This window comes from Methylocystis sp. Uni0008 (genome assembly GCF_056838045.1).
In genome coordinates, this window is sequence record NZ_CM166370.1 from 3,736,165 (window position 1) to 3,759,297 (window position 23,133).

The window sequence follows — 23,133 nt, forward strand, 5'->3', positions numbered from 1 at the left end:
CGATCCCTGAAAGGAATTTCGAGATGAAAAAGCAATTGGCGATCTGGCTTCTCGCGGGCGCCTTGCACGCATCGACCTTTACGAGCGCCGCAGCTTGCACGCGCGTGCTTTATGGGACTGCCGACAAAGACTACGTGATCGGCCGCACCATGGACTGGGACGTCGATCCGCGAACGAACCTCTGGTCTTTTCCGCGCGGCATGGCGCGCGACGGCGGCGTTGGTCCCGGTTCGATCAAATGGACATCGAAATACGGGTCGCTGATCGCCGATTTTTACGATGCGGCTACCGCTGAAGGCATGAATGACGCGGGGCTCGCCGTTAATCTTCTCTATCTCGCCGAGGCGGATTACGGCGACCCGAAAGCGTCAAGAAAGCCGCTGCTTTCGGTTGGCGGCTGGGCGCAATATGTCCTCGACAATTACGCGACCGTCGCCGATGCGGTGAAGGCTCTGCAGAAGGAGCCATTCGCGATCGTTGCGCCCGATCTTCCGGGCGGCGTCAAAGCGGCGAGTCATATGGCGCTTGCCGACGCGTCGGGCGACAGCGCGATTCTCGAATATCTCGGCGGAAAGCTCGTCATCCATCACAATCCCAAATACACGGTGATGACGAATTCGCCGCCTTTCGATCAGCAGCTTGCGCTGAACACTTATTGGATCGAGATCGGCGGGTCGAAATTCCTTCCCGGCACGCATCGGGCGTCCGATCGCTTCGCCCGCGCCTATTGGAACTTGAACGCGACGCCGAAGGTCGACGACAAGCGCGTGGCGATCGCCAGCGTCTTTTCCATCATCCGCAACATCTCGGTGCCGCTGGGGATCTCCGATCCGCAGGAGCCCAACATCGCCTCGACGAGATGGCGTTCGGTGACCGACATCAAGGATCGGCTCTACTATTTCGAGCCGACTCTAAATCCGGCGATCTTTTGGGTGGACCTCACGAAGCTGAAGCTCGAACCGGGCGCAAAGCCCGCGAAACTCGACCTTGCCGGAAACCCGATTCTTTCCGGCGAGGTCTCGGACAAATTCGCTCCCGCCGAACCCTTCAAATTTCTCTCGCACTGAATCGCGGCGCGCCCTGCAAGGCGCGCCGCCGTTCCGAAACTATTCAGCTGCAGGCCGCGCGGCGACTCGATTGATCTTGTCGACGCGCATGGTCGCCGCGCCGGCGGCGCAGTTGAACCGCAGGGACGTGCCGACGGCGGAGTCGAACAAGGCGGATTTTCCGTCCGCCACGGGGACGACGAGACGCGTCGCCTGTGTCGCGGGCGTCGGCTCCTCGTCGAGCGCGGAATCGATGACCATCATGGTGAGACGGCAGCCGTTCTCGCCGCTGACGAAATAGCTCACGACATGCTTCGACCCGGCGTCAAAGCTCGCCGCCATGAGTGGCTTCATCGTCACGGAGGCGTCGGCGGCGAACAGGCCAGAGCTTGTTGCAAGGCACAGCGCTCCGAACGCCGCCGCGACAATTCGCTTTCCTGTGGTCATGTCTTTTCCTTCCATCTTCGAAGCAGGGCCGGCTTGGCGCGCGACCGCGGCAGCGAAACTGGCCCCACTCGGACTGGAAGTTGGTTATTGCGTTGCACCACGACAATATCGCGATGCGAAAGATGATCAGGCGCCGAAGCTAAGTTTATGAATTCCCTAGGATATCTCTGGCGCCCAAATATCAGTCAATGCGCGGCTGGCGACAGGATGCGCGGCTGCGCCCATGTGCGGCGCAGCATCAACTCGGCGGTCTCACTCTGCGTTTGCAGGCTCGCCCGCCTCCTGCCAGTCGAAGGTCACCACCCGGCCGTTTTCAACTGCGAGCGCGAGTCGGCCGCGCTTCAATTCCAGCGCCTTCTCGCCGAAGATCGCGCGCCGCCAGCCCTTGAGCGCCGGAACGTCGGCATGATCGTCGTGCGCGACGGCTTCGAGATCTTCGACCGTCGCGATCATCTTGGCGGCGACGCCCGTCTCTTCGGCCACCTGACGCAGCAAGACTTTAAGCAACTCGACGGTCGCGCCGTTGGAATTGCGTCGATCGCGCTCGATGCGCGGTATCGTGACGGGATCGCGCGCGACGCCGCGCTCGACGGCGGCGATAATGTCCGCTCCCGCGCGGGAGCGCTCCATGCCTTTCGGAAAGGAGCGCAAATTGCCGAGCGCTTCGACCGAGCGCGGCGCGGCTTGAGCGATTTCGAGGAGCACGTCGTCCTTGAGAACGCGCGAACGCGGCACGTCGCGCGATTGCGCCTCGAGTTCGCGCCAGGCGGCGAGCTCCATGAGCACGGCGAGATCGCGCGGTTTGCGCGCGCGATGGCGCAGCCGCTCCCAGGCGTTTTCGGGATGCTGCTCATAGGTCGCGGGAGAGGTGAGCGTCTGCATCTCGTCCGCGAGCCATTCGAGGCGGTTGGAACGTTCGAGCCGCGCCCGCAAGGCGGTGTAGATGTCGCGCAGATGGGTGACGTCGGCGATCGCGTATTCGATCTGCGCGGCCGACAGCGGCCGGCGCGACCAGTCGGTGAAACGCGACGATTTGTCGAGACTGGCGCGCGTGATCGCCTTCACCAGCTCGAGATAGGAGGCCTGCTCGCCAAAGCCGCAGACCATGGCCGCGACCTGCGTGTCGAACAGCGGCGCGGGGATAAGCCGGGCGAGGCGCCAGATGATTTCGAGGTCCTGACGCGCGGCATGGAACACCTTGACCACGTCAGGATTCGCCATGAGCCCAAAAAAGGGCGTGAGATCAAGGTCGTCGGCAAGCGCGTCGATCGCCACCGCCTCTTCCGGCGAGGCGAGCTGAATGACGCAGACCCGCGGCCAGAAGGTCGTCTCGCGCAAGAACTCGGTGTCGACCGTGACGAAAGGGTGCTGGGCGAAACGGTCGCAGACCGCGCTCAGGTCGGCATTGGTGGTGAGAAGACTCATTTGATTTGGTTCTAAACGTTTTTGATCTCAGTCTGAAGCCCAAAGGCGCGTCTGCGGCGTTTCTATGGCCGCTTGGCGGCCTCAAAGGCCGACGCGGCCGCCTCCTCGGCAGGCGGCTAACGCTATGACCGCCTTCAGCTAAAATTGCGGGACGGGCGCCACGCGGGGCTGCGGCCGGGCGCAAGCGGAGCCGCGGGGACCAATCTCTTCCAGGCGGAAAGGCGCGCGACGCCATCGCGGAAGAAAAGCGCAAGCTTGAATTTTCGACATTTCCACGTTGCGGGCGAGGCGCGATGGGATAGCATGCCGCCGCCACTCTATTCGGGGAGCCACGTCCAACTCATGCATGAGCGTCTCAGACTCGCTGCGCGCGCGGCCGCGCGGGCGCGGTTTCCGGCGACTTTTTTCGCCGCCTCACTCCTGATCGCCATCGGCGCGCCGGCCCTGGCCGCCCATAAAGGCGGCGTCAGCCCCGCTTGGGGCCAGTGCCGCGCGCCGGATCCCGATGCGCGGATCGCGGGATGCACGCAGGTCATCAATGAAATCGACAAGGAGACCGCGCACAACAAAGTCGCGGCTTATGTGAATCGCGCCGGCGCGTATCAGATCAAGGGAGACTACGCGCATGCCTTGGAGGATTTCGGCAAGGCGCTCGAGATCGAACCCCAGTCATCGGTGATCCTCGCCGCGCGCGGCGCCGCGCACCACGCCAAGGGCGATCTCGATCGCGCGCTTGCAGATTATGACCAGGCGATCGCCGCCGACAAGAAGAACGCCGCCGCTCTTATGGCGCGGGCCCAGATCTGGCGCGCCAAAGGCGACGTCGAGAAAGCTCTCGGCGATTTCGACGATGCGGCGAAAGCCGACACAAAATCGACGGCGGCGCATGTCGCAGCCGGCGCACTTTACCACGCCAAGGGGGATCACGACCGCGCCATCACGGCGTTTTCAGAGGCGGCGAAGCGCGATCCCAAGCTCGCGGCGGCCCGCAACGGACGCGGCGCCTGCTACTACGCCAAGGGCGAGTTCGACAAGGCGATCGCCGACTTCGACGCAGCGCTGAAGATTGACGGCAAATACGTCGGCGCCCTGGCGAACCGCGCCAACGCCTGGCGCGCGAAGAAGGACTTCGTTCGCGCCAAGGCCGACTATGACGCGGCGCTGGCGGCGAAGCCGGATTTCGCCGCCGCCAAGAAGGGCTCGGACGATATGGCCAAGCTCATCGCGAAAAAGGCTTCAGGCGCCACGGCGCCGGCCGACGCCGCGCCTGCCGAGCCCGAGCACGACCACAACTAATATCTGCGGCGGAGAGGCGCGTCAGAGCGCCTTGGCCGCCGCCAGCACCTCCTCGGCATGTCCGGGAACCTTCACTTTGCGCCAGATCATGGCGATGCGCCCGTCAGCGCCGATCAGCACCGTGGTGCGCTCGACGCCCATATATTTGCGGCCATACATGCTTTTCTCGACCCAGACGCCATAGGCTCCCAGCGTGGCCTTCGCTTCGTCCGACGCCAGCGGCAGCGACAGCTGATATTTGGCGCGGAACTTGTCATGGCTCTTGACGGGGTCCGGCGACATGCCGACGACCACCGTCTTGGCTTTCGCGAACTTTTCGCGTAACTCATTGAAGTCAATTGCTTCTTTAGTGCAGCCCGAGGTGTCGTCCTTCGGGTAGAAATAGAGGACGACCTTCTTGCCCTTCAAAGATTCGAGCGAGACGTTCTCGCCGCCAGCCCCGGGAAGATTGAAGGCGGGCGCCAGTTCTCCTTCCTTTAACTCCCCCTCCTTAAGTGTAGCCTTTGTCTTGCTGGCGGTCGTGCTCATGGCGCCTTCCTTTCGTCGCATCTGCAGCTAAAATCAGCCGGTAGAATGCAGACTGCGCGCCAGCCGGCAAGACCGACGCCCATTTGCCCGCGCCTGAGCTGCCATTGAGCCAAGAGCGAGGCCATTTGACCGACAGGATGGGGCGCAAGCCTGACGGCGGCGGAGTCGTCGCCGACATGGCGCGGCGCGCGATGCTGCGGATCTTGCGCGTCACGCGACCGCCGTCTGTTTGGGCGCCCCGCCGCGGATTTCCTCGCCTCATCATGCTCAGCGGGCTTGCCGCAGCGCTGCTTTGCGTGCTGACGTTCGGCGGCTTCTTCCTGCTTCTCTCGCAGGGCTCGATCACCTTCGCCTGGCTCGCGCCACGCATCGTCGAATCGCTCGATGAACTCGCCGGCGGTCGCTACGAGTTTTCGCTCGCCACGGCGTCCATCGGCAATGGCGATCATGGTCCGACGCTCTCCGTCGACGACTTCGTCATCAAGCAGGATGGCCGTCCGATTGTCGCCGCGCCACGCGCGGAACTGTCGCTCGATTTGCGCTCCTTGTTGATCGGCCGCGTAAAGCTGCGCCGGCTCGAGGTTCTGGACCTTGATTTGCGGCTCTCCGTAAATCCGGACGGCGGCGTCGAGATTTCAGCGGGCGCGAGCCCGGTTCCGGCGCAGCCCCCGTCGCATCCCGCGCTTTCGGCGCCAGCGCCGAGCGGCGCAGCGACGGAGCGCGCGACTCTGCTGCGCGACGCCGCGGGCGCGCTGCGCGCGCTCATGGATTTCGCCACGAGCCCGAACAGTCCGATCGGCGCGCTTGATCGCCTCGGCGTCGCGCACGGCCGGCTGACGATCGAAGACCGCACGATCGACCGGGCCATCCGCTACGAGGACGTGACGCTCAGTCTCGACAAGGGCGGCAGCGGCATGCGTTTTTCGGCGGCGGCCAACGGTCCGTCGGGGCGATGGACGGCCATCGCGATCGCAAAGGGCGCGCCGGGCGGCCGGCGCGAATTCCACGCGCAGTTTCGTGATTTTTCGATCGACGAAATTTCCCTTGCCGGCGGATTCCGCACGAGCGGCTTCGACTCCGACGCGCCGCTCTCCTTTGATCTGAGATTTGCGCTTGGTCCCGGCGACGAGGTTCTCGAAGCGTCGGGCCAGATGGAGATTGGCCGGGGCTATTTCCGCTTTGACGAACCGGACCACGAGCCGGTGCTGATCGAAAAGGTCGCCGGCATTGCGACCTGGGACAGAAGCGCGCGCAAGGTCGTCATCTCGCCGCTGGTGTTCAAGGCGGGCGGTTTCGACATGACCATCGTCGGCGATGCGCGCGCGCCCGCCGGGACCACAACCATCGCCGACGCCGCGCGCCTCGACGGCCCTTGGACGATCGCGTTGCGCCTGAAAGCGCCGACCGTGGTCGCGCCCGAGCGCGCGGACGAGAAGAACGTCCGCATCGATACCGGCCTGCTCAACGCGCGCATGTTTCAGGGCGACCGCCAGATCGTCTTCGACAAATTCGCCTTCAGCGGCCCCGAGGCGCATATCGACCTCAATGGCGCATTGAGCTGGCGCGACGACATCCATGTCACGCTCAAGATGGGAATCGAAGAGACGCAGATACGTGCGCTCTCGCGCCTGTGGCCGACCCATGTGGCGCCGTCGGTGCGCGCCTGGTTCGTCGACCACGTGCCGGTCGGCGTTCTGAGGCGCGGCCGCTACGCCGCCAATTTCGACGGCGCGGCGTTGACCGCGATGCGTTACGAGCAGGCGCCGCCGGACCGCTCGCTCATCGCCGAGGCGGACATCGCTGACGCCACCGTCACAGATATTTTGCAGGGCATGGCGCCGCTCGCCGGCATCAACGGGCGCCTGCGCATCACCGGACAGACCGCGTCTTTCGTCGCGAACTCAGGCGTCATGGAGACTGGACCCGGCCGACGCCTCGCGCTGTCATCCGGCCGCTTCGTCGTTGCCGACAGCGCGTTGCGCCCGACGCCCGCCATGGTCGAGATCGACGTCGGAGGAGACGTCGAAGCCGTATCCGATCTGCTTTCACTGCCGGCGATCGCCGAGCATGCATCCGTTCCCGTCGAGCCGGGCACGCTGAAGGGAACCCTGGAAGGCCGGCTGCGCGTCGATTTCGAGACGGGCGCGACGGCGCGCGACGAGGCGACGACTTTCGCCGTTGACGCGACGACGTCGAACGTCGTCATCGACAAGCTAATCGGCAAGGAGAAGCTCGAGGGCGGGGCGCTGCGCGTCGTCGCCGATCGGGCGGGATTGCGCGTGAGCGGAACCGGCCGCATCTTCGGCGCGCCGGCGACCCTCGACGTGCGCCGCGGCTTTGGCGACAAGGGCGCCGCGCAGGCGCAGGTCGCCTTTACCTTCGACGATGCGGCGCGCCAGCGCGCCGGCTACGCCGTCGCTGGAGTCAGCGGACCGATCCTGGCGACCATACGAACGCCCATCCCGGTCGAGAATGTCGATACGCAGATCGATCTCGATCTCTCGCGAACGAATTTCGACAATCCGCTGCCCGGACTCTCAAAGCCGGCGGGAAAGCCTGGAAGAGCCTCATTCACGCTAGTGCATCGGGGCGAGGCGATGGCGCTCGAACAATTCGTGTTCGAGGCGGGGCCCGCACAGGCGCAGGGCGTCATCGAATTCGGCCGCGACGGCGCCTTTCGCGCAGCGCGTCTGGCGCAGGCGCGACTCTCGCCGGGCGACGATATGCGCGTCGACGTGCAGCGCAATGGCGAGACGGTGAAGATCGTCGCGCGCGGCGCTAATTTCGACGCTCGGCCGGTCATGCAGGGACTGCTGCGCGCCGATCGCGGCGGCGCCAAGCCGAGCGTCGAAGACCTCGACCTCGATTTCAAGTCGCCGATCGTCACCGGCCATAACAAGCAAATTCTTTCAAACGTCGAATTGAAATTGGACAGGCGCGGCGGCAAGCCCCGCGCCGTGGCGCTCAAGGGCTTCTTCGGCCGCGAACAGCTGAACGTGAGCATGGGACGCGGCCAGGACAGCCAGCCGCAACTGGAGATCGTCACCAACGACGGCGGCTCGCTGCTCTCCTTCTTCGACATCTATCGGAAGATGGACAGCGGCGCGCTGACGGCGACGGTGCAGCTCGGCCAGAACAGGGCCGACGGCGCCTTGCGCGTTCGCGATTTCTACTTGCGCGGCGAACCGACCGTGCGTCAGCTGATGGCGCAGAGCGGAACGGCGCGGACCGACGACCGCGGCAACTACCGCTTCGACCCCGACCTCGTTCGGGTCGGCAGATTGGAGAGCGACTTCAGCTGGTCGGGCGGGCAGCTGACCGTGCGCGAGGGCGTGCTGTCTGGTCCCGAGATCGGCCTCACCTTCGACGGCTATATCGACTTTCCGCGCGAGCGGCTCGACCTCGTCGGCTCATATGTTCCCGCCTATGCGTTGAACAGCCTTGTGTCCAACATTCCGGTGGTCGGCGCCGTGCTGGCGGGCGGGCAGCATGAGGGCATATTCGCGCTCAGCTATCGGCTCTATGGCGCGCTCCCGTCGCCCTCGATCAACGTCAATCCGCTGTCGGCGATCGCGCCGGGCCTAATGCGCAAGATGATGGGCGTTATCGACGGCACGGCGCGTATGCCGCAAGAGCGGTAGCGTTCGTCGAAGCGCGCCGCGTCAGGCGCGCTCGAGCAGCACGTGCTTCTTCTTGCCGAGCGAAAGTTTGACGACGCCTTCGCCTTCGAACTCGCGCGCGCCGATGATTCCGCGCTCATCCGTCACCGGCGCGTCGTTGACGCGCAGTCCGCCGCCCTTGATCTGGCGTCGCGCTTCGCCGGTCGAGGCGACCAGTCCCGCTTTGACGAAGGCCGTGAGCACGCCGAGGCCGGCGGCGACTTCCTCGGCGGAGACGGCGACCTTTGGGAGCGATAGCGCAAGCGCGCCTTCCTCGAAGGTCGTGCGCGCCGTTTCGGCGGCCTGCTCGGCCGCGGCGCGGCCGTGAATGAGCGCCGTCGCTTCGCTCGCCAGAGTCTTCTTCGCTTCGTTGATCTCGGCGCCCTGCAGCGCCGCAAGCCGCGCGATCTCGTCCATCGGCAGGAAGGTGAAGAGCTTCAGGAAGCGCGCGACGTCGGCGTCTTCCGTGTTGCGCCAATACTGCCAGTAGTCATAGGGCGACAGCATGTCGGCGTTGAGCCAGATGGCGCCGGCTGCGGTCTTGCCCATCTTGGCGCCCGACGCCGTGGTCAGAAGCGGCGAGGTGAGCGCGTAGAGCTGCGGGCAGCCCATGCGCCGTCCGAGGTCGAGCCCGGTGACGATGTTGCCCCACTGGTCGGAGCCGCCCATCTGCAGCAGCGCGCCGTAGCGCCTGTTGATCTCGACGAAATCATAGGCCTGCAGGCACATGTAGTTGAACTCGATGAAGGAGAGTTCATGCTCGCGTTCGAGCCGCAGTTTCACCGAATCCATCGTCAGCATGCGGTTGACGGAGAAGTGGCGGCCGACGTCGCGCAGGAAGTCGATGTAGTTCAGCCCGACGAGCCAGTCGGCGTTGTCGAGCATCCGCGCGTCGGTCGGGCCGTCGCCGAAAGCAAGGAAGCGTTCGAAGACGGTCCGGATCGACGCCTTGTTCGCGTCGATCTGCTCGACGCTCAACAGCCTGCGGCTTTCGTCCTTGCCGGAAGGATCGCCGACCCGCGTCGTGCCGCCGCCCATGAGGGGCAACGGCTTGCCGCCGGCGCGCTGCAGCCAGGCGAGCATCATGATCGGCAGCAGCGAACCGACGTGCAGCGAGGGCGCCGTGCAGTCGAAGCCGATGTAGGCGGAAAGCGCGCCCGAGAGCGCCTTCTCGTCGAGGCCAGCGAAGTCGGAGCATTGATGGACGAAGCCGCGCTCGATCAGCGCGCGCAGGAAATCGGACTTCGGGGAAAAATCGGCGGTCATGGCTGGGTGATAGGCGCTGCGCGCCGGCGGCGCAAGCGAGCCCGGCGCCATGCTCTGCTTGGAATCGACGACCTCCTTACGCTATGTAAGGGATTCGAAGCTAGGGGCGGTCAGATGTCGAAGGCGAGATTGACCAGCAAGGGTCAGATCACTGTGCCCGCGGAGGTGCGCCACGCCTTGCGGGTGGACGTCGGCGACACGTTGATTTTCGAGCAGACGGCTGAGGACGCTTTCCTCGTCCGCGCCGCCTCGGGCGACATACGACGCCTCAAAGGCGTCGTTCCCGCGCCGGCCACGCCTGTCACGCTTGAGGCGATGGAAGCGGCGATTCGAAGCCGTGCGCGTCAAAGGTGATCGCGCTCGACACAAATGTGCTCGTGCGCTACCTCGCGCAGGACGATCGCGAGCAAGCGAGAGTCGCGACCCGATTTATCGAAGAACATTTGACGGCGGACGATCCGGGTTTCGTTTCTACGATCGTTCTGTGCGAGATCATCTGGGTGCTGGAAAGCTGCTACGGTTCAAAGAGGCCGGACGTCGTTTCCATTGTCAAAGCGCTGCTCGATACACGGCAAATTGTCGTCGCCGAGGGGAAGGCCGTGCGCGCTGCGCTGAACCATTCCGGCGTCGATCTCGTCGACGCCATCATTCACGAAGTGGGCAGGTCGCGACAGTGTCAGAGGACGGTGACATTCGACCGTAAATTTGCTCGATTGGCGGGCGTTGATCTGCTCGGGCAGGCGAGGGGCGTGCGCCTCTAATGACTGGCGTCGCGCCATTCAGGGGGACGGTCCCCTAGACCGCTCCCTTGGGCCCCTTTCTTGCCCGACCGGAGCGCTTTTGGTAGAAGCCGCAGGCTTTCGCGCTCGCGCCGGCGCGCCGTCGAACGCAGGACAACCATGCTTTTCTACGAGCCGCTGTTCCTGTTTCTGTTCGGCCCGGCGGTCTATCTCATCTATCTGTTTTTTGGAGAGGTCCGCACGCGGCGGGCCCTCATCCTGCTCGCGGCGAGCGTCGTCTTTTACGCCTGGAGCGAGCCGGTCTTCATTTTCCTCGTCTTCGCGTCGGTCGCGCTCGATCTTTACGTCGCGCAAAAGCTCGCCGCATTGTCCATTGGCGATCCCACTGTCGTTCCCGATTCTTCGCATCAGCGAAGCGATGGGAAATCCAGACTTGCAAGCGAAGCTGTGATGGCTCTGGATTCCCGATCAGGCCTTCGGCCTGCCGGGAATGACATGCGCAAGCGCTGGCTCGCGCTCGGCGTCGTCGCCAATCTCGCGATCCTCGTCTACTACAAATATACGGGTTTTCTGGCGCTCAATCTCGATGCGCTCTTGAAGGCGCTGACCCTGCCGGGGATCAATATCCCGCAGATCGCCCTGCCGATCGGCGTCAGCTTCATCGTCTTCGAAAAGATCACCTATCTCGTCGACGTCTATCGCGGCGTCACGGCGCCGGCGCGCGGCCCTTTGCTTTACGGGCTTTACGTCTTTTTCTTCCCCAAGCTCCTCGCCGGCCCGATCATCAAATATCACGACATCGCGCGCCAGTTCGAGGCGATGCCGCACGCCGGCGTCGATGATTTCATCAAGGGGTTTTCGCGCTTCATGCTCGGCGTTGTGAAGAAGCTCCTGTTCGCCGACACGCTGGCGAGCGGCGCCGATCTGATCTTCGCGCGTGACGTGAGTTCGCTCGGCTTCGCGGAGGCCTGGGCGGGCGTATTGTTCTTCACTTTCCAGATCTATTTCGACTTTTCCGGCTATTCCGACATGGCGATAGGGCTTGCGCGCATGTTCGGCTTCCGGCTTCTGGAAAATTTCAACATGCCCTATGTGGCGACGAGCATCACCGATTTCTGGCGCCGCTGGCACATTTCTCTGACGAGCTGGATTCGCGAGTATTTGTATTTCCCGCTTGGCGGCAACCGACGCGGCGAAGCGCGCACCTATCTCAATCTGTGGATCTGCTTTTTCGCGTCGGGCATCTGGCACGGCGCCGCTTGGACCTATATCGCCTGGGGCGCGTATAATGGCGTGTTCCTGGTGCTGGATAGGCTGTTCCTGGTGAAGCGACTGCAGCAATTGCCGGACTGGGTCGCCAATATCATCGCGATGATTATCGTGGTCGTCGGCTGGACTTTCTTTCGCGCGACCTCCCTGTCTCAGGCAGGCGCGCTGCTGACGCTGATGGCGAATCCTTTCGCGCAATCCAGCGCGCCCATCGCCATTCCGGAGGAATATGTCGTCGTGGCGCTGATCGCCGCCGGCATTTGCGTGGCGCAGCGTCTGTCGCTCTACCTCAAGGACTTCACTTGGGGAACCGCAGCGCAGCGCTTCGCATTGGCGTCGAACAGTGCGCTTTCTGTGCTTTTTCTTGCGGCGCTGGCGAAGGGACTAGCCGATCCCTTCAAGCCGTTCATCTATTTTCGGTTCTGATCGATGAGCGATCTGGTCGACCTCGAAAAGCGCGTTGGAAAGCTCGACGGCGAAGCGCAAGTCTCGACGAGCGCGCCTCTGCGCGCCGGAGGCGCAATCCCCCTTTTCAAATCGCTGACGCTCGCCCGGCTGCCGATTTTCGGTTGCGCGGGCTTCATCGCCTTTCTCTTCCTCGCCAATTTGTGGAATTTCGCCGTTGAGCGCGACTGGCCGAAGCTGCGCATCCGCAGCGCCTGGCCGCTTTACGGCGTCGCCAAGCCAAAGCCGGCGCCCTGGACTCTCGACGCCTTTCTTTCTGGAGAAACGCAAAAGGCGGTGTCGGCGAATCTCGGCCGAATGTCGCCGGTCTTTCCGATCTCGGTGCGCGCAAAGAATCAGCTCGTCTATTCGCTCTTTGGCGGGTCGGCGGCGCCGGGAGTCGTGATCGGCCGCAATGGTCAGCTCTACGAGCAGTTTTACATCGACGAATTTTGCGCGCGCGACGGCGCAGCGGATGCTTCGCGACTGAGCGCGTGGTCCGCGACGCTGCGCGACATACAGGAGACGGCGCAGGCGCGCGGCAAAAGCTTCGTCTATATCATCTCGCCGTCTAAAGCCGCCCGCTATCCGGAAGATCTGCCGAAGTCCGCGCCTTGCGCCGCGCGCGCGACGGCGATGCCGGAGAAGCTCGCGCCCTATCGTTCGGCTCTCGAAGGCGCGCAGGTGCGTTATGTCGACGGCCCGGGTCTCATTGCAGCGGAAAGACCGAAGCAGCCGATCCCGCTGTTCCCGCGCGGGGGCACGCATTGGAACAGCGTCGGCGGCGCGCTCGCCATGCGCGAAGCGACGCGCGCGTTGCCTGCCTCTCCCATCGGCGTTCTCAACTTTGCGTCAGCGCCGGCGCCAGAAGCGGTGGGGACTGACCGCGACTTGCTCGATCTCCTCAATCTCTTATGGCCGGACGCGCATTACCCGACGGCGGTCATCGGCCGGGCAGGGGAGAAGGGCGATTGCGCGCGGTCGCCGCGGCTGCTCGCGCTCGGCGGAAGCTTCCTGCATGAAGTTTTGGCGGCGGCGACGCTCGCGCCCTGTCCGCCGCAAATCGACTATTGGTTCTATATGCGGACCGAGGACAATGGCGTCGAACTCGGCCATTACCGCCGCGCGCCGGGCGACGCCTCGAATGGCGAACGGCTGCCGGCGACGTCAGAGCACCTGGACGAAAACCTCGCGGGCGCCGATTTCATCCTGCTCGAAGAAAATGAATCGAACATCGCCACGACCAAGCAGGCGGGGCATCTCGCCGAGGCGCTGCGCCGCGCGCCCTAGCCGCGTCGCTCAGGCGGCTTGCGATGGATCGTCCCAATAGCCCTCGGCGCGGGCGATGCGAGCATATTCCGTGTGCACGGCGGCCGGTCCATAAAGCCGTTCGAGCCGGCGGACCACGAAATGGCCGCGCGCGAGGCTCTGGAAATGTTCGGTGAAAGCGACGTTGATCGCCGCGCCGCTGATCGCGCCGATCACCGGAATCGCCTGAGCCGCGGTTTTTTGCGAAACGATGACGCTGAAGCGCGCCGCGAGCGCGCCGATGAGGCGCGCCAGAGCGGGCGCCGCCTCGTCGGCGATGCGCCGTGTGGCGAGAAAGCGCGCGGCGTCCGACACCGATTTGGCGAGCAGGGCGCGCAGCACGAGATAGCCGCCCTCCAGAACATTGCCTTCGGCCGAATGACCCCCGAGCGCGAAAACTTCGAGGCAGGCGAGCGCCGCGCCCGGCTGGCGCAGGTCCTCTCCCTCCGACTGGGCGATTTCCGCGATCGAGCGGAGCATAATCGTCGTCGATACAGGCAGTTCAATCGGCAGGCTCGCGAGGCCGACGGCGCCCCCCATGCCCCCCGCCAGCGCTGCGAGGCGGCGGTGAATGCGAAGGGAGTCCTTGGCCGGTTGAGCGTCGAGGCTCGCCAAGGCCATCTTCATCGCCGCGGTAAGCGCTTTTTGCGTCGCTGAGGCGGCCATCGCCTGCAGTCGCGGCGGCAAGGTCAACGAGCCGAAGCTCAGTTGCCTGTTCGCAAGCGCAGCGACCCGCATCGCAAAACTCTGTCTTTCCAGCGCCGCGACGGCGGATCGCAAGGCCTCGAGGTCCGACTGCGACAACCCCGCGTCGACGACAACAGGAAGCGGATAGGAGTTCGACACGTGTAGCCTCGGCTTTTTCGATCAATCTTAAAAATTGGTCTCTTTGGAAGACTTTGCAAGCGCGGCGCAGATGTGGCCAGCCGCGGATTGACGGCGGCGCATCAGCCCTGTGCGCTCGCGCACAGCCCCCTCGGCGCATGCAGGATACCCCGGACGCTGACTCAAGCGCCGCTATTGCAAATCGGCGCTCGTCCTGTACCAAGACGTGCGTTTCGGCTTCGCTTCAGCTGTGTCGCCGAATATCTAAGAAAGGGAGGACTGAATGCTGAATTTAGGTCTGGGTCGCGCGTTGAGCGGCGCCTGCCTTCTGGCGCTGCTGGCGCCGGTGAGCGCCTTCGCGGGCGACCGCGTCGGGACCCTGCAATGCCGGCTACTGGGCAATGGCATCAGCGTTCTGGTCGAAAATCAGCAGATGGACTGCATCTACCGCGACGACGCGGAAGGCGCGGTTCCGGCTCATTATGCCGGCGCGCTCACCAAAGTCGGCGTCAACGTGACGATCAACGGTCCTGGCCAGCTCGCCTGGGGCGTCGTCGCCGCAACCGACCACATCGGCCCTGGCGCCCTTGCGGGCTCTTATGTCGGTCCGGGCGTTTCCGCCAAGCTCGGCGTCGGCGGCGGCGGTTCGGCCCTCGTCGGGGGATCGGACAACACCTTCTCGCTTCAGCCCTTCAACGTGCAGGCCGGGTCGGGGATCGGGCTGACGGCGGGCGTCGAGAGCCTCACGCTCGCCTATATCCCGCCGCCTCCGCCGCCCATGTCGCGCCGCGGCCATGTCCACCACCATCACCACGGGCATCGGGCTCACACGCACTACCACACGGGCCATCACCACAACTAAGACGTGGAGATCAGGCCGGGGCGGAGAAATTCAGCAGCCGGTCTGTGGGAAAATCGTAAAGCCTCGCGCTCTCGCGCCACTCCGGCGCCAGCAGCGCGAGGCATTTTTTTGCGAATTCCTCCGGCGACTTCAACGTCATCGGATCTTCGCCAGGCATCGCCTGAGCGCGCATCCGCGTGCGCAGCGGACCGGGGTTGGCGATCATGACGGTCACGCCGTTTCCTGCCGTTTCAGCGGCGTAAGTGCGGGCGATCGATTCCAGCGCCGCCTTCGACGCCGCGTAAGCGCCCCAGAACGGCTTCATGGTCGCGCGATGCGCCGCCCCTGACGTGATGAAGAGCACGCGCCCCGCGCCTGATGCGCGCAGTAGCGGATCGAGCGAACGGATCAGCCGCCAGTTTGCGGTGACATTCACCGCCATGATCCGGTTCCAGTCCTTCGGATCGATGTGAGAGAGCGGCGAAAGCGGGCCGAGAACGCCGGCGTTGCCGACGAAGACGTCGAGCCTGCCCCAGCGTTCGAAAAGCGCCGCGCCGAGACGGTCGAGGGCGTCGAAATCAGTCAGATCGCAGGGGACGAGCGTCGCTTGCCCGCCCGCCGCGCGAATTTCGTCGTCAAGCTCCTCGAGCGCGCCTTGCGTGCGCGCCAAGGCGACCACATGGGCGCCGCCGCGCGCGAGTTCGAGCGCGAGCGCGCGTCCGATGCCGCGCGAGGCGCCCGTGACAAGTGCGATGCGGGGCGGTGTCACGCGGTGGTCTCGGGCATCATCTCATCGACAGCGATGTCCAAACCTGGCGGGTCGAGGGTAATGCGCCCCTCCTTGATGATTTGAACGACGATCTGATCCGCCTGGCGGCGGTAGTGCAGGACCAGCCTTCGGCTAAGGTCGACGACGAGATAATGCGCAACGCTCGCGAGGCGAAAGTAGTCGCTGAGTTTTGAGTTCTTGTCGAAACTTCGGGACGAGGGCGATATGACTTCGACGATTATCACCGGCGCGGGCGCCAGCAGCGAATCCGGGGCGACAGGTTCGCCACAGTTGACCAAGGCGTCAGGCTCGTAAACCGTCTGGTCGTCGATTTTTACGCCGAGTCCATCGACAAACGCTTCGCAGGGCGCCCCAACGCGCGATATTCCATCGGCCATCGCGCGCCAAATGCGAGCCTTAGCGGCGACGTGCTCGGCGCGCTCCGGCGCCATCGCGAAGGTCTCGCCGCGGAACAGCTCATATCGGCCGTTCTCCTGGGCTTGCGCCCAAGCTAAAAACTCCGCCGCATTGAGGCGTCTTTGGGCCGTTGCGCTCATGGCCTCTTATAGCACGCGGATTCTGCGTCAGCGCCTCAACTCGCTTCCGCCAGCAGCGACAGCTGCGCGCGGTTTTCGCCGACGAGGTCGGTCAGCGACGTGGGATAGTCGCCGGTGAAGCAGTGATCGGTGAACTGCGGCCGTATCGGATCGCGGCGCTCGTAGCCCATGGCCCGGTAGATGCCGTCGACCGACAGGAAGGCCAGCGAGTCGCAGCCGATATATTCGCGCATCTCCTCGAGCGTATGCGTCGCGGCGAGCAGATTCTCCTTCTGCGGCGTGTCGATGCCGTAATAGTCGGGATTGGTGATCGGCGGCGACGAAATCAGGAAGTGCACCTCCGTCGCGCCCGCGTCGCGCATCATCTGCACGATCTTCACCGACGTCGTGCCGCGCACGACGGAATCGTCGATGAGGATCACCCGTTTTCCGGCGACCACGCAGCGGTTGGCGCTGTGCTTCATGCGCACGCCGAAGTCGCGGGCGATCTGCGTCGGCTCGATGAAGGTGCGCCCGACATAGTGGTTGCGGATAATGCCGAGTTCGAAGGGCACGCCCGACTGCTGCGAATAGCCGAGCGCCGCCGGCACGCCGGAGTCGGGCACGGGCACGACGACGTCAGCGTCGATTGGGCGCTCGCGCGCAAGCTCGGCGCCCATCGCCTTGCGCACCTGGTAGACCGGACGGCCGTGCACGATGGAGTCGGGACGGGCGAAATAGATATATTCGAAGATGCACGGGCGCATCGGCTGCGGCGGGAAGGGCCGCAAGCTCTCGAGGCCGTTTTCGGAAATGATGACGATCTCGCCATTCATCACGTCGCGCACGAAGCGCGCGCCGATGATGTCGAGCGCGCAGGTCTCCGACGCGAGAATGAATTTGCCGTTCAGTTCGCCGATCACCAGGGGGCGAATGCCGAGCGGATCGCGCGCCCCGATCAGCTTCTTGTTGGTGAGCGCGACGAGCGAATAGGCGCCCTCGATCGAGCGCAGCGCTTCGATGAAACGGTCGATCAGCAGCGGCTTGCGGCTGCGGGCGACGAGATGAAGGATGACTTCGGTGTCGGAGGTCGACTGGAAGATCGCGCCTTCGCGGATCAGTTCCCGTCGCAGCGTCTGAGCGTTGGTCAGATTGCCGTTGTGGGCCACCGCGAAGCCACCCGTGTTCAGCTCCGCGAACAGCGGCTGCACATTGCGCAGCATGGTCTCGCCGGTCGTGGCGTAGCGCACATGTCCGATCGCGGCGGGGCCGGGCAGGCGCTTGATCGTGCTTTCCTGCGAAAAATGGTCGCCGACCAGTCCGAGGCGGCGCTCGCCGTAGAAGCGGCCGCCGTCGAAACTGACGATGCCGGCGGCCTCTTGCCCGCGATGCTGCAGGGCGTGCAGGCCTAGCGCGGCGATCGCGGCGGCGTCCGGCAAATCGTAGACGCCGAAAACGCCGCAATATTCGCGAAGCCTGTCGCCGTCGAGATCTTCTGTGGCGTCAATCTCGCGGGATGAGGATCGCTGAAGATCCTCGGCGGCCTCCGTCATGCTTCATCCCCCGTGACGCGCCGCCGCTCGGCAATCCCGAGCGCCCGGGCGTCGCATTCCCGTCATATGTGCCAGCGGCAAGGCCCATCCGCAAGAGCATCATTCAGGCTTGTCGCCCGACTCCGGCGCCGCTTCGGCAGGCGTTTCGACGCTTGCGTCGCTCGGCGCGGGCTGAACCTTTTCCGGCTCGACGTCGGCGGGCGGCTCCTCGGTCGCCGGCGCGCCCTTCTTGGCCTTGATCTTGGCGACGAGGCTGTCGATGTCGTCAGGCAACATCTCGCGCAGCTTGTCGCCGCCGGCCACCAGGAACGGCTTGGCGCGCGCGTCCTTGACCCATTCCGGCTGGTTCACTTCCGGCACGAGCCAGCTGTAGAAAACGAAGGCGACGACGGCGAGCAGGGCGCCGCGAACGGCGCCGAAAAGGAAGCCGAGCGTGCGGTCGAGGGCGCCGACTTTCGAGTCGAGAATGACGTCCGAGAGCTTCACCGTTACGAGCGAAACGGCGACGAGAGAGACGAAGAACACCGAGGCGACGGCCGCGGCGAGGGCAATCTCATCCTTGCTGACGTACGGTTTGATGTAGGGGAGGGCGAGCGGATAGAAGAAATACGCCGCCGCCGCCGCCGCGACCCAGGAAAGGATTGCAAGCACTTCGCGGGTGAAGCCGCGCAAAAGAGCGAGCATCCCCGACACCAAAACGACGGTAATCACTGCCAAATCAAGATATGACGGCATCGCTAGCCTCTTGCTGTTCGCCCTGAGCTCTGAACGCTTCTGAATGGGCTGTTGGCCGCCTGCCCGGCGACATTCGCATGACCCTCTCCGCAACCTGCGTCAATTTTGCGCCGCGCGGGCGGGAGAGCGTCGGATCGGCAGGCCCATGGCTTTCGCACTGGCAGCCTTCTAACGCATCTTGACGCCAGCCGGAAACACTAAAGTACGGCCCGACTTTCGCCGCGGGCGATCGTCCGTTCGCGCGTCGACATGCGGGCGATGGCGGCGACGAGGCCGCTGACGTCTGCGCAGGGGCGGATGGTCACGCCGGCGCCTCGCACATCGTCCGGAATCTGCTGGGATTGCGGGACGACGGCCTGACGGAATCCAAGCTTTCCCGCTTCGCGCAGCCGCATGCCGGGATGGACGACCGGCCGCACGGCGCCCGAAAGTCCGATCTCGCCGAAAAAGCACATGTCCGGCGGCAGCGCCGCTCCGGTCAGCGACGAGACGAGCGCCGCGGCGGCGGCGAGGTCGGCGGCAGGTTCGTCGGCGCGAAAACCTCCCGCGACGTTGAGATAGACGTCGTGCACGCCAAGCTTCAGCCCGCCATGCGCTTCAAGCACGGCAAGGATCATCGACAGACGGTTCTGGTCGAAGCCGACCACGGCCCGCCGCGGCGTGCCGAGCGAGGTCGGCGCGACCAGCGCCTGGATCTCGATCAGCAGCGGACGCTGCCCCTCCATGCCCGCGACGACCGCCGCGCCGGGCGCGCCGGCATCGCGGCCGGCGAGGAACAGCGCCGACGGATTGGCGACCTCCGCGAGGCCGAGGCTGGTCATCTCGAAAACACCGATCTCGCCTGTCGCGCCGAATCTGTTTTTCGAGGCGCGCAGCATGCGGAAATGGTGCGCGCCGTCGCCTTCGAAGGAGAGGACGGCGTCGACCATATGTTCGACGACGCGCGGCCCCGCGACCTGCCCGTCCTTGGTGACATGGCCGACGAGAACGATAGTTGAGCCTGTCGTCTTCGCATGGCGCAGCAGCGCCTGGGCGCTCGCGCGCACCTGCGTCACCGTGCCGGGCGCCGACTCCGCCAAATTGGTGTGCATCGTCTGGATCGAATCGATGACGATCAGCGCTGGCCGCGCGCCGGCGGCGCAAGTCGCGAGAATGTCCTCGACCTGAGTCGCCGCGGCGAGCTCCACCGGCGCGTCGGCGAGATTGAGCCGGGCGGCGCGCAGGCGCACCTGCGCGACGGCCTCTTCGCCAGAAATGTAGACGACGCGGGCGCCGCGGCGCGCCAGCGTGGCGCAGGCCTGGATGAGCAGGGTGGATTTGCCGATGCCCGGCTCGCCGCCGAGCAGCAGCACCGAGCCGGGCACGAAGCCGCCGCCGGTGACTCGGTCGAACTCGTCGAGACCGGTGGCGATCCGTGGCGCTGGCCGGCCTTCGCCAGAGAGGCCCTCGAGTTCGAAGACGCGCCCGCGCGCCGCGCGGCGGGTGACAGCGGCGGCGCCGGCGTCTGACTCCTCAACGAGGCTGTTCCATTCGCCGCAGGAGTCGCAGCGGCCCTGCCACCGCGACGCGACGGCGCCGCAGTTCTGACAAACGTAAACCGCGCGGCTCTTGGCCATGAATGCTTGGCGCATGGCGCGCCGACGCTTGTCAAGCCGGGACGTGAAACCGACGCTCGGAGCGTCAGCCGTCGCCGTTGATTCTCGCGCGCAGGATGTTGGACGGCTTGAATGAGACGACGAGCCGCGCGGAGATTTTCGCGCCTGCGCCTGTTTTGGGATTGCGGCCCAATCGCTCTTTTTTTTCGCGCACCAAGAAGGCGCCAAAGGATGAAAGCTTGACGTCTTCGCGCGCCACGATGCGCTCGAAAATCTCGTCGAGCACCATCTCGACGTATTTCGCGGACTCGGCCCGCGGCATCCCGACTTTACGGTGGATCGCGTCTGCAAGGTCCGAACGAGTCACGGTGCCCCTCCTTGCTATGCGCCTATTCGCCTCGCCGTCGGGCTTAGCAATCGCGTCCCCCTTGGCCATCTTTCGCCTTACGATCGATCGAAATGACTTTAAGTGGGCCGATTCGGAGCGCGCCCGCAGGACGACGGGACTTGGTGAGGTGTGGCGCGATAATGCTCCGAAACCCGTCCACCGCGGGTATTCGCCACCGGCTATTGTCGGAATTTTTCAGAATTGAGCGCAGAAATCAAGCGCAGGTTGTATCCGCGCGTGTAATATTTCTTGCAATATTTGCTTACATTGAAATAGTTGTTGTATTACGCCAGCTTACCAGCGTATCAGCGCAGATCCCCAAGTGAAGCCGCCGCCGACCGCTTCGAGCATTACGAGATCGCCCTGCTTGATTCGTCCGTCCGCGGAGGCGACCGCCAGGGCGAGAGGCACCGACGCAGCGGAAGTATTGCCATGCAAGTGCACGGTGGCGATGATCTTTTCCGGCGCGATGCCGAGCTTCTGCGCCGACATGTCGATGATTCGCCGATTCGCCTGATGCGGCACGAACCAGTCGAGGTCCTCGGGCGTCAGTCCCGTCGCGGCGAAAGCGTCCTTGACGACGTCGGTGACCTGCCCGACGGCGAAGCGGAACACTTCTTTCCCTTCCATACGCAGATGGCCGACGGTCTGCGTCGCGGACGGGCCGCCGTCCACATGCAGCTTCGCGCGGTGACGTCCGTCCGAGCGAAGATGGGTCGTCAGCACGCCGCGTTCGTCGAGACGTCCTTCGGAGGGGCGCGCCTCGAGAACCATCGCGCCTGCGCCGTCGCCGAACAGCACGCAGGTCGTGCGGTCGTTCCAGTCGATGATCCGGGAGAATGTCTCGGCGCCGATCACCAGCGCGCGCTTGTGCGAGCCGGAGCGCAAAAATTTCTCTGCCGTCGCCACGGCGAAGACGAATCCCGAGCAGACGGCCTGCAGATCGAACGCCACGCCATGCGTGATGCCCAAGGCCGCTTGAATTTGAGTCGCGGTTGAAGGGAAGGTCCAGTCAGGGGTGGAGGTCGCGACGACGATCAGGTCGATGTCGTCCGCGCTGACGCCTGCGTTGGCGAGCGCGTCGCGCGCCGCCTTCTCGCCGAGCATCGACGTCGTCTCGCCTTCTGCGGCGATGTGGCGCTCCTTGATCCCCGTGCGCTGCACGATCCACTCGTCGCTCGTATCGACGCGCCTGGCGAGTTCGTCGTTGGTGAGCGTCTTGGCAGGCAGATAGGCGCCCACGCCAAGAACGACGGAGCGCAGTTGAGGCATGCTTGTGGTCACTGAGCGGTTTCCCGGGGAGGACTGGTCTGATCGGCGCCGTCCTGTCCCTCGAGGCTGTGCGCCAGCGCGACAGTGTCGCGAATACGATTGAGAAGGTCGCTGCCGGCCATCTCATGGCCGATCTCGACAGCGCGCGCGAAGCCGACGGAATCGGCGCCGCCGTGGCTCTTGATGACGATCCCCTCGAGCCCAAGGAACACGCCGCCGTTCGTCGCGCGCGTGTCCATTTTGGCGCGCAGCTCGCGAAAGGCGCCAAGCGCCAGAAGATAGCCGAGCTTGGCGAGCAGCGAGCCGCCCATCGCCTGTTTGAGATAGGCGGCGATCTGGGCGGCGGTTCCCTCGGCGGTCTTGAGCGCGATATTGCCGGTAAAGCCCTCGGTGACCACGACGTCCACGGCGCCCTTGCCGATGCCGTCGCCTTCGACGAAACCTTGATAGTTGAAGCCGGGCAGGGCGAGGTCGCGCAGCATGCTCGAGGCGGCTTTCACCTCCTCTATGCCCTTGATTTCCTCGGTGCCGACGTTGAGCAGACCGACCGTCGGACGCTCAACGTCCAACATGACGCGCGCCATGGCCGCGCCCATGATCGCGAGATCGACGAGATGGCTGGCGTTGGCGCCCATGGAGGCGCCGACGTCGAGCACCACCGACTGCCCCTTGAGCGTCGGCCAGAGGCAGGCGAGCGCCGGCCGATCCACGCGGGCCATCGTATGCAGGCATATCTTCGCCATCGCCATGAGCGCGCCGGTGTTGCCCGCGGAAACGGCGACGTCCGCCTCGCCTTTCTTGACCGCTTCGATCGCGAGCCACATCGACGAGACCCGTCGCCCGTAGCGCAGCGCCTGACTCGGCTTGTCGTCCATGCGGATCGAGACGGAGGAGTGGCGGACCTCGGCGCATTCGGCGAGCCGCGGGTGATGCTGAAGCTGCGCGCGAATGGCCGCCTCGTCGCCGATCAGTAGAAAGCGGCTGTGGGGACGACGTTCGAGCGCGCTGGCGGCGCCCGCGATGGTCACCTTCGGACCGAAATCGCCGCCCATCGCGTCGAGCGCGATCCGAACAGTTTGCGGCATTTATCCCGTTTCTCCCGACTGCGCGTCTGGCTCCGCCGCCTTAACCTTATTGGCCGGCTATTGTGACGCGTCCGAGAAGCGCCTCAGCGCTCCCGCCCTCGCGGGC

At 64.8% G+C, this 23,133-nt stretch carries 21 protein-coding genes; 8 read left to right on the plus strand and 13 right to left on the minus strand.

What is annotated here, in order from left to right:
• Positions 1 to 23: 23 nt before the first annotated feature.
• Positions 24 to 1,067: a linear amide C-N hydrolase gene (locus AC0X69_RS18510; protein ID WP_482609612.1), complete on the plus strand. Its 1,044-nt coding sequence runs from the start codon at positions 24 to 26 to the stop codon at positions 1,065 to 1,067.
• Positions 1,068 to 1,106: 39 nt separating this feature from the next.
• On the opposite strand, the gene AC0X69_RS18515 is transcribed toward AC0X69_RS18510, so the two are convergent.
• Both AC0X69_RS18515 and rnd read right to left on the minus strand, forming a co-directional pair.
• Positions 1,107 to 1,493 carry a hypothetical protein gene (locus tag AC0X69_RS18515; RefSeq protein ID WP_482609614.1) on the minus strand — a complete coding sequence of 129 codons (387 nt, stop codon included), beginning with the start codon at positions 1,491 to 1,493 and terminating at the stop codon, positions 1,107 to 1,109.
• 252 nt (positions 1,494 to 1,745) lie between these two features.
• Positions 1,746 to 2,918, minus strand: coding sequence for a ribonuclease D (gene rnd / locus AC0X69_RS18520; protein WP_482609616.1), 1,173 nt, complete (start codon positions 2,916 to 2,918; stop codon positions 1,746 to 1,748).
• A 303-nt stretch (positions 2,919 to 3,221) separates the two neighbouring features.
• Here rnd and AC0X69_RS18525 point away from each other — a divergent pair, with 303 nt between their 5' ends.
• Positions 3,222 to 4,214: a tetratricopeptide repeat protein gene (locus tag AC0X69_RS18525; RefSeq protein WP_482609618.1), complete on the plus strand. Its 993-nt coding sequence runs from the start codon at positions 3,222 to 3,224 to the stop codon at positions 4,212 to 4,214.
• 21 nt (positions 4,215 to 4,235) lie between these two features.
• On the opposite strand, the gene AC0X69_RS18530 is transcribed toward AC0X69_RS18525, so the two are convergent.
• A complete protein-coding gene (locus tag AC0X69_RS18530; protein ID WP_482609620.1) occupies positions 4,236 to 4,742 on the minus strand; it encodes a peroxiredoxin in 507 nt (168 codons plus the stop codon).
• Between the two features lie 125 nt (positions 4,743 to 4,867).
• Here AC0X69_RS18530 and AC0X69_RS18535 point away from each other — a divergent pair, with 125 nt between their 5' ends.
• Positions 4,868 to 8,383 carry an AsmA-like C-terminal region-containing protein gene (locus tag AC0X69_RS18535; protein WP_482609622.1) on the plus strand — a complete coding sequence of 1,172 codons (3,516 nt, stop codon included), beginning with the start codon at positions 4,868 to 4,870 and terminating at the stop codon, positions 8,381 to 8,383.
• Between the two features lie 21 nt (positions 8,384 to 8,404).
• Here the strand turns inward: AC0X69_RS18535 and tyrS are convergent, their stop codons facing one another.
• The gene (tyrS, locus tag AC0X69_RS18540; protein ID WP_482613444.1) at positions 8,405 to 9,667 is read right to left on the minus strand and encodes a tyrosine--tRNA ligase; all 1,263 of its coding nucleotides are present in this window, start codon (positions 9,665 to 9,667) and stop codon (positions 8,405 to 8,407) included.
• Between the two features lie 114 nt (positions 9,668 to 9,781).
• Here tyrS and AC0X69_RS18545 point away from each other — a divergent pair, with 114 nt between their 5' ends.
• From AC0X69_RS18545 to AC0X69_RS18560, 4 genes are all read left to right on the plus strand, one after another.
• Positions 9,782 to 10,021 carry an AbrB/MazE/SpoVT family DNA-binding domain-containing protein gene (locus AC0X69_RS18545; RefSeq protein WP_482609624.1) on the plus strand — a complete coding sequence of 80 codons (240 nt, stop codon included), beginning with the start codon at positions 9,782 to 9,784 and terminating at the stop codon, positions 10,019 to 10,021.
• Positions 10,018 to 10,428 carry a type II toxin-antitoxin system VapC family toxin gene (locus tag AC0X69_RS18550; RefSeq protein ID WP_482609626.1) on the plus strand — a complete coding sequence of 137 codons (411 nt, stop codon included), beginning with the start codon at positions 10,018 to 10,020 and terminating at the stop codon, positions 10,426 to 10,428. The genes AC0X69_RS18545 and AC0X69_RS18550 overlap by 4 nt, the downstream gene beginning before the upstream one ends.
• A 138-nt stretch (positions 10,429 to 10,566) precedes the next feature.
• Positions 10,567 to 12,102 (plus strand): MBOAT family O-acyltransferase, encoded by a 1,536-nt coding sequence (locus AC0X69_RS18555; RefSeq protein ID WP_482609628.1) that lies wholly within the window; start codon positions 10,567 to 10,569, stop codon positions 12,100 to 12,102.
• A 3-nt stretch (positions 12,103 to 12,105) separates the two neighbouring features.
• Positions 12,106 to 13,410 (plus strand): alginate O-acetyltransferase AlgX-related protein, encoded by a 1,305-nt coding sequence (locus AC0X69_RS18560; RefSeq protein WP_482609630.1) that lies wholly within the window; start codon positions 12,106 to 12,108, stop codon positions 13,408 to 13,410.
• A 9-nt stretch (positions 13,411 to 13,419) separates the two neighbouring features.
• On the opposite strand, the gene AC0X69_RS18565 is transcribed toward AC0X69_RS18560, so the two are convergent.
• Positions 13,420 to 14,274 carry an EcsC family protein gene (locus AC0X69_RS18565; protein ID WP_482609632.1) on the minus strand — a complete coding sequence of 285 codons (855 nt, stop codon included), beginning with the start codon at positions 14,272 to 14,274 and terminating at the stop codon, positions 13,420 to 13,422.
• A gap of 262 nt (positions 14,275 to 14,536) precedes the next feature.
• On the opposite strand from AC0X69_RS18565, the gene AC0X69_RS18570 reads away from it, so the two are divergent.
• Positions 14,537 to 15,115 (plus strand): DUF992 domain-containing protein, encoded by a 579-nt coding sequence (locus tag AC0X69_RS18570; protein ID WP_482609634.1) that lies wholly within the window; start codon positions 14,537 to 14,539, stop codon positions 15,113 to 15,115.
• Positions 15,116 to 15,125: 10 nt separating this feature from the next.
• Here AC0X69_RS18570 and AC0X69_RS18575 read toward each other — a convergent pair whose 3' ends face one another.
• The 8 genes from AC0X69_RS18575 to plsX form a co-directional block, all read right to left on the minus strand.
• Positions 15,126 to 15,863, minus strand: a complete 738-nt coding sequence (locus AC0X69_RS18575; RefSeq protein WP_482609636.1) for an SDR family NAD(P)-dependent oxidoreductase — start codon at positions 15,861 to 15,863, stop codon at positions 15,126 to 15,128.
• Complete coding sequence (locus tag AC0X69_RS18580; protein ID WP_482609638.1) at positions 15,860 to 16,420, minus strand: Uma2 family endonuclease; 561 nt, start codon at positions 16,418 to 16,420, stop codon at positions 15,860 to 15,862. Before AC0X69_RS18580 ends, AC0X69_RS18575 begins: the two co-directional genes overlap by 4 nt.
• A 35-nt stretch (positions 16,421 to 16,455) precedes the next feature.
• Positions 16,456 to 17,952 (minus strand): amidophosphoribosyltransferase, encoded by a 1,497-nt coding sequence (gene purF, locus AC0X69_RS18585; RefSeq protein WP_482609640.1) that lies wholly within the window; start codon positions 17,950 to 17,952, stop codon positions 16,456 to 16,458.
• Between the two features lie 99 nt (positions 17,953 to 18,051).
• Positions 18,052 to 18,687 carry a CvpA family protein gene (locus AC0X69_RS18590; protein ID WP_482609642.1) on the minus strand — a complete coding sequence of 212 codons (636 nt, stop codon included), beginning with the start codon at positions 18,685 to 18,687 and terminating at the stop codon, positions 18,052 to 18,054.
• A 197-nt stretch (positions 18,688 to 18,884) separates the two neighbouring features.
• Positions 18,885 to 20,303 carry a DNA repair protein RadA gene (gene radA, locus AC0X69_RS18595; RefSeq protein ID WP_482609644.1) on the minus strand — a complete coding sequence of 473 codons (1,419 nt, stop codon included), beginning with the start codon at positions 20,301 to 20,303 and terminating at the stop codon, positions 18,885 to 18,887.
• A gap of 64 nt (positions 20,304 to 20,367) precedes the next feature.
• A complete protein-coding gene (locus AC0X69_RS18600) occupies positions 20,368 to 20,718 on the minus strand; it encodes an integration host factor subunit alpha (RefSeq protein ID WP_482609646.1) in 351 nt (116 codons plus the stop codon).
• Between the two features lie 246 nt (positions 20,719 to 20,964).
• Entirely contained in the window at positions 20,965 to 21,942 is a 978-nt protein-coding gene (locus AC0X69_RS18605; protein WP_482613445.1) for a beta-ketoacyl-ACP synthase III, read from the minus strand.
• A gap of 8 nt (positions 21,943 to 21,950) precedes the next feature.
• Positions 21,951 to 23,027, minus strand: a complete 1,077-nt coding sequence (gene plsX, locus AC0X69_RS18610) for a phosphate acyltransferase PlsX (protein WP_482609648.1) — start codon at positions 23,025 to 23,027, stop codon at positions 21,951 to 21,953.
• Positions 23,028 to 23,133: the final 106 nt, after the last annotated feature.

Excerpts from the sequence above, each read along its gene's own strand:
- AC0X69_RS18510 (WP_482609612.1), top strand. The coding sequence starts at position 24 with ATGAAAAAGCAATTGGCGATCTGGCTTCTCGCGGGCGCCTTGCACGCA.
- AC0X69_RS18515 (WP_482609614.1), bottom strand. The coding sequence starts at position 1,493 with ATGACCACAGGAAAGCGAATTGTCGCGGCGGCGTTCGGAGCGCTGTGC.
- rnd (WP_482609616.1), bottom strand. The coding sequence starts at position 2,918 with ATGAGTCTTCTCACCACCAATGCCGACCTGAGCGCGGTCTGCGACCGT.
- AC0X69_RS18525 (WP_482609618.1), top strand. The coding sequence starts at position 3,222 with ATGCCGCCGCCACTCTATTCGGGGAGCCACGTCCAACTCATGCATGAG.
- AC0X69_RS18530 (WP_482609620.1), bottom strand. The coding sequence starts at position 4,742 with ATGAGCACGACCGCCAGCAAGACAAAGGCTACACTTAAGGAGGGGGAG.
- tyrS (WP_482613444.1), bottom strand. The coding sequence starts at position 9,667 with ATGACCGCCGATTTTTCCCCGAAGTCCGATTTCCTGCGCGCGCTGATC.
- AC0X69_RS18545 (WP_482609624.1), top strand. The coding sequence starts at position 9,782 with ATGTCGAAGGCGAGATTGACCAGCAAGGGTCAGATCACTGTGCCCGCG.
- AC0X69_RS18555 (WP_482609628.1), top strand. The coding sequence starts at position 10,567 with ATGCTTTTCTACGAGCCGCTGTTCCTGTTTCTGTTCGGCCCGGCGGTC.
- AC0X69_RS18560 (WP_482609630.1), top strand. The coding sequence starts at position 12,106 with ATGAGCGATCTGGTCGACCTCGAAAAGCGCGTTGGAAAGCTCGACGGC.
- AC0X69_RS18570 (WP_482609634.1), top strand. The coding sequence starts at position 14,537 with ATGCTGAATTTAGGTCTGGGTCGCGCGTTGAGCGGCGCCTGCCTTCTG.
- AC0X69_RS18580 (WP_482609638.1), bottom strand. The coding sequence starts at position 16,420 with ATGAGCGCAACGGCCCAAAGACGCCTCAATGCGGCGGAGTTTTTAGCT.
- purF (WP_482609640.1), bottom strand. The coding sequence starts at position 17,952 with ATGACGGAGGCCGCCGAGGATCTTCAGCGATCCTCATCCCGCGAGATT.
- AC0X69_RS18590 (WP_482609642.1), bottom strand. The coding sequence starts at position 18,687 with ATGCCGTCATATCTTGATTTGGCAGTGATTACCGTCGTTTTGGTGTCG.
- radA (WP_482609644.1), bottom strand. The coding sequence starts at position 20,303 with ATGGCCAAGAGCCGCGCGGTTTACGTTTGTCAGAACTGCGGCGCCGTC.
- AC0X69_RS18600 (WP_482609646.1), bottom strand. The coding sequence starts at position 20,718 with ATGGCCAAGGGGGACGCGATTGCTAAGCCCGACGGCGAGGCGAATAGG.
- AC0X69_RS18605 (WP_482613445.1), bottom strand. The coding sequence starts at position 21,942 with ATGCCTCAACTGCGCTCCGTCGTTCTTGGCGTGGGCGCCTATCTGCCT.
- plsX (WP_482609648.1), bottom strand. The coding sequence starts at position 23,027 with ATGCCGCAAACTGTTCGGATCGCGCTCGACGCGATGGGCGGCGATTTC.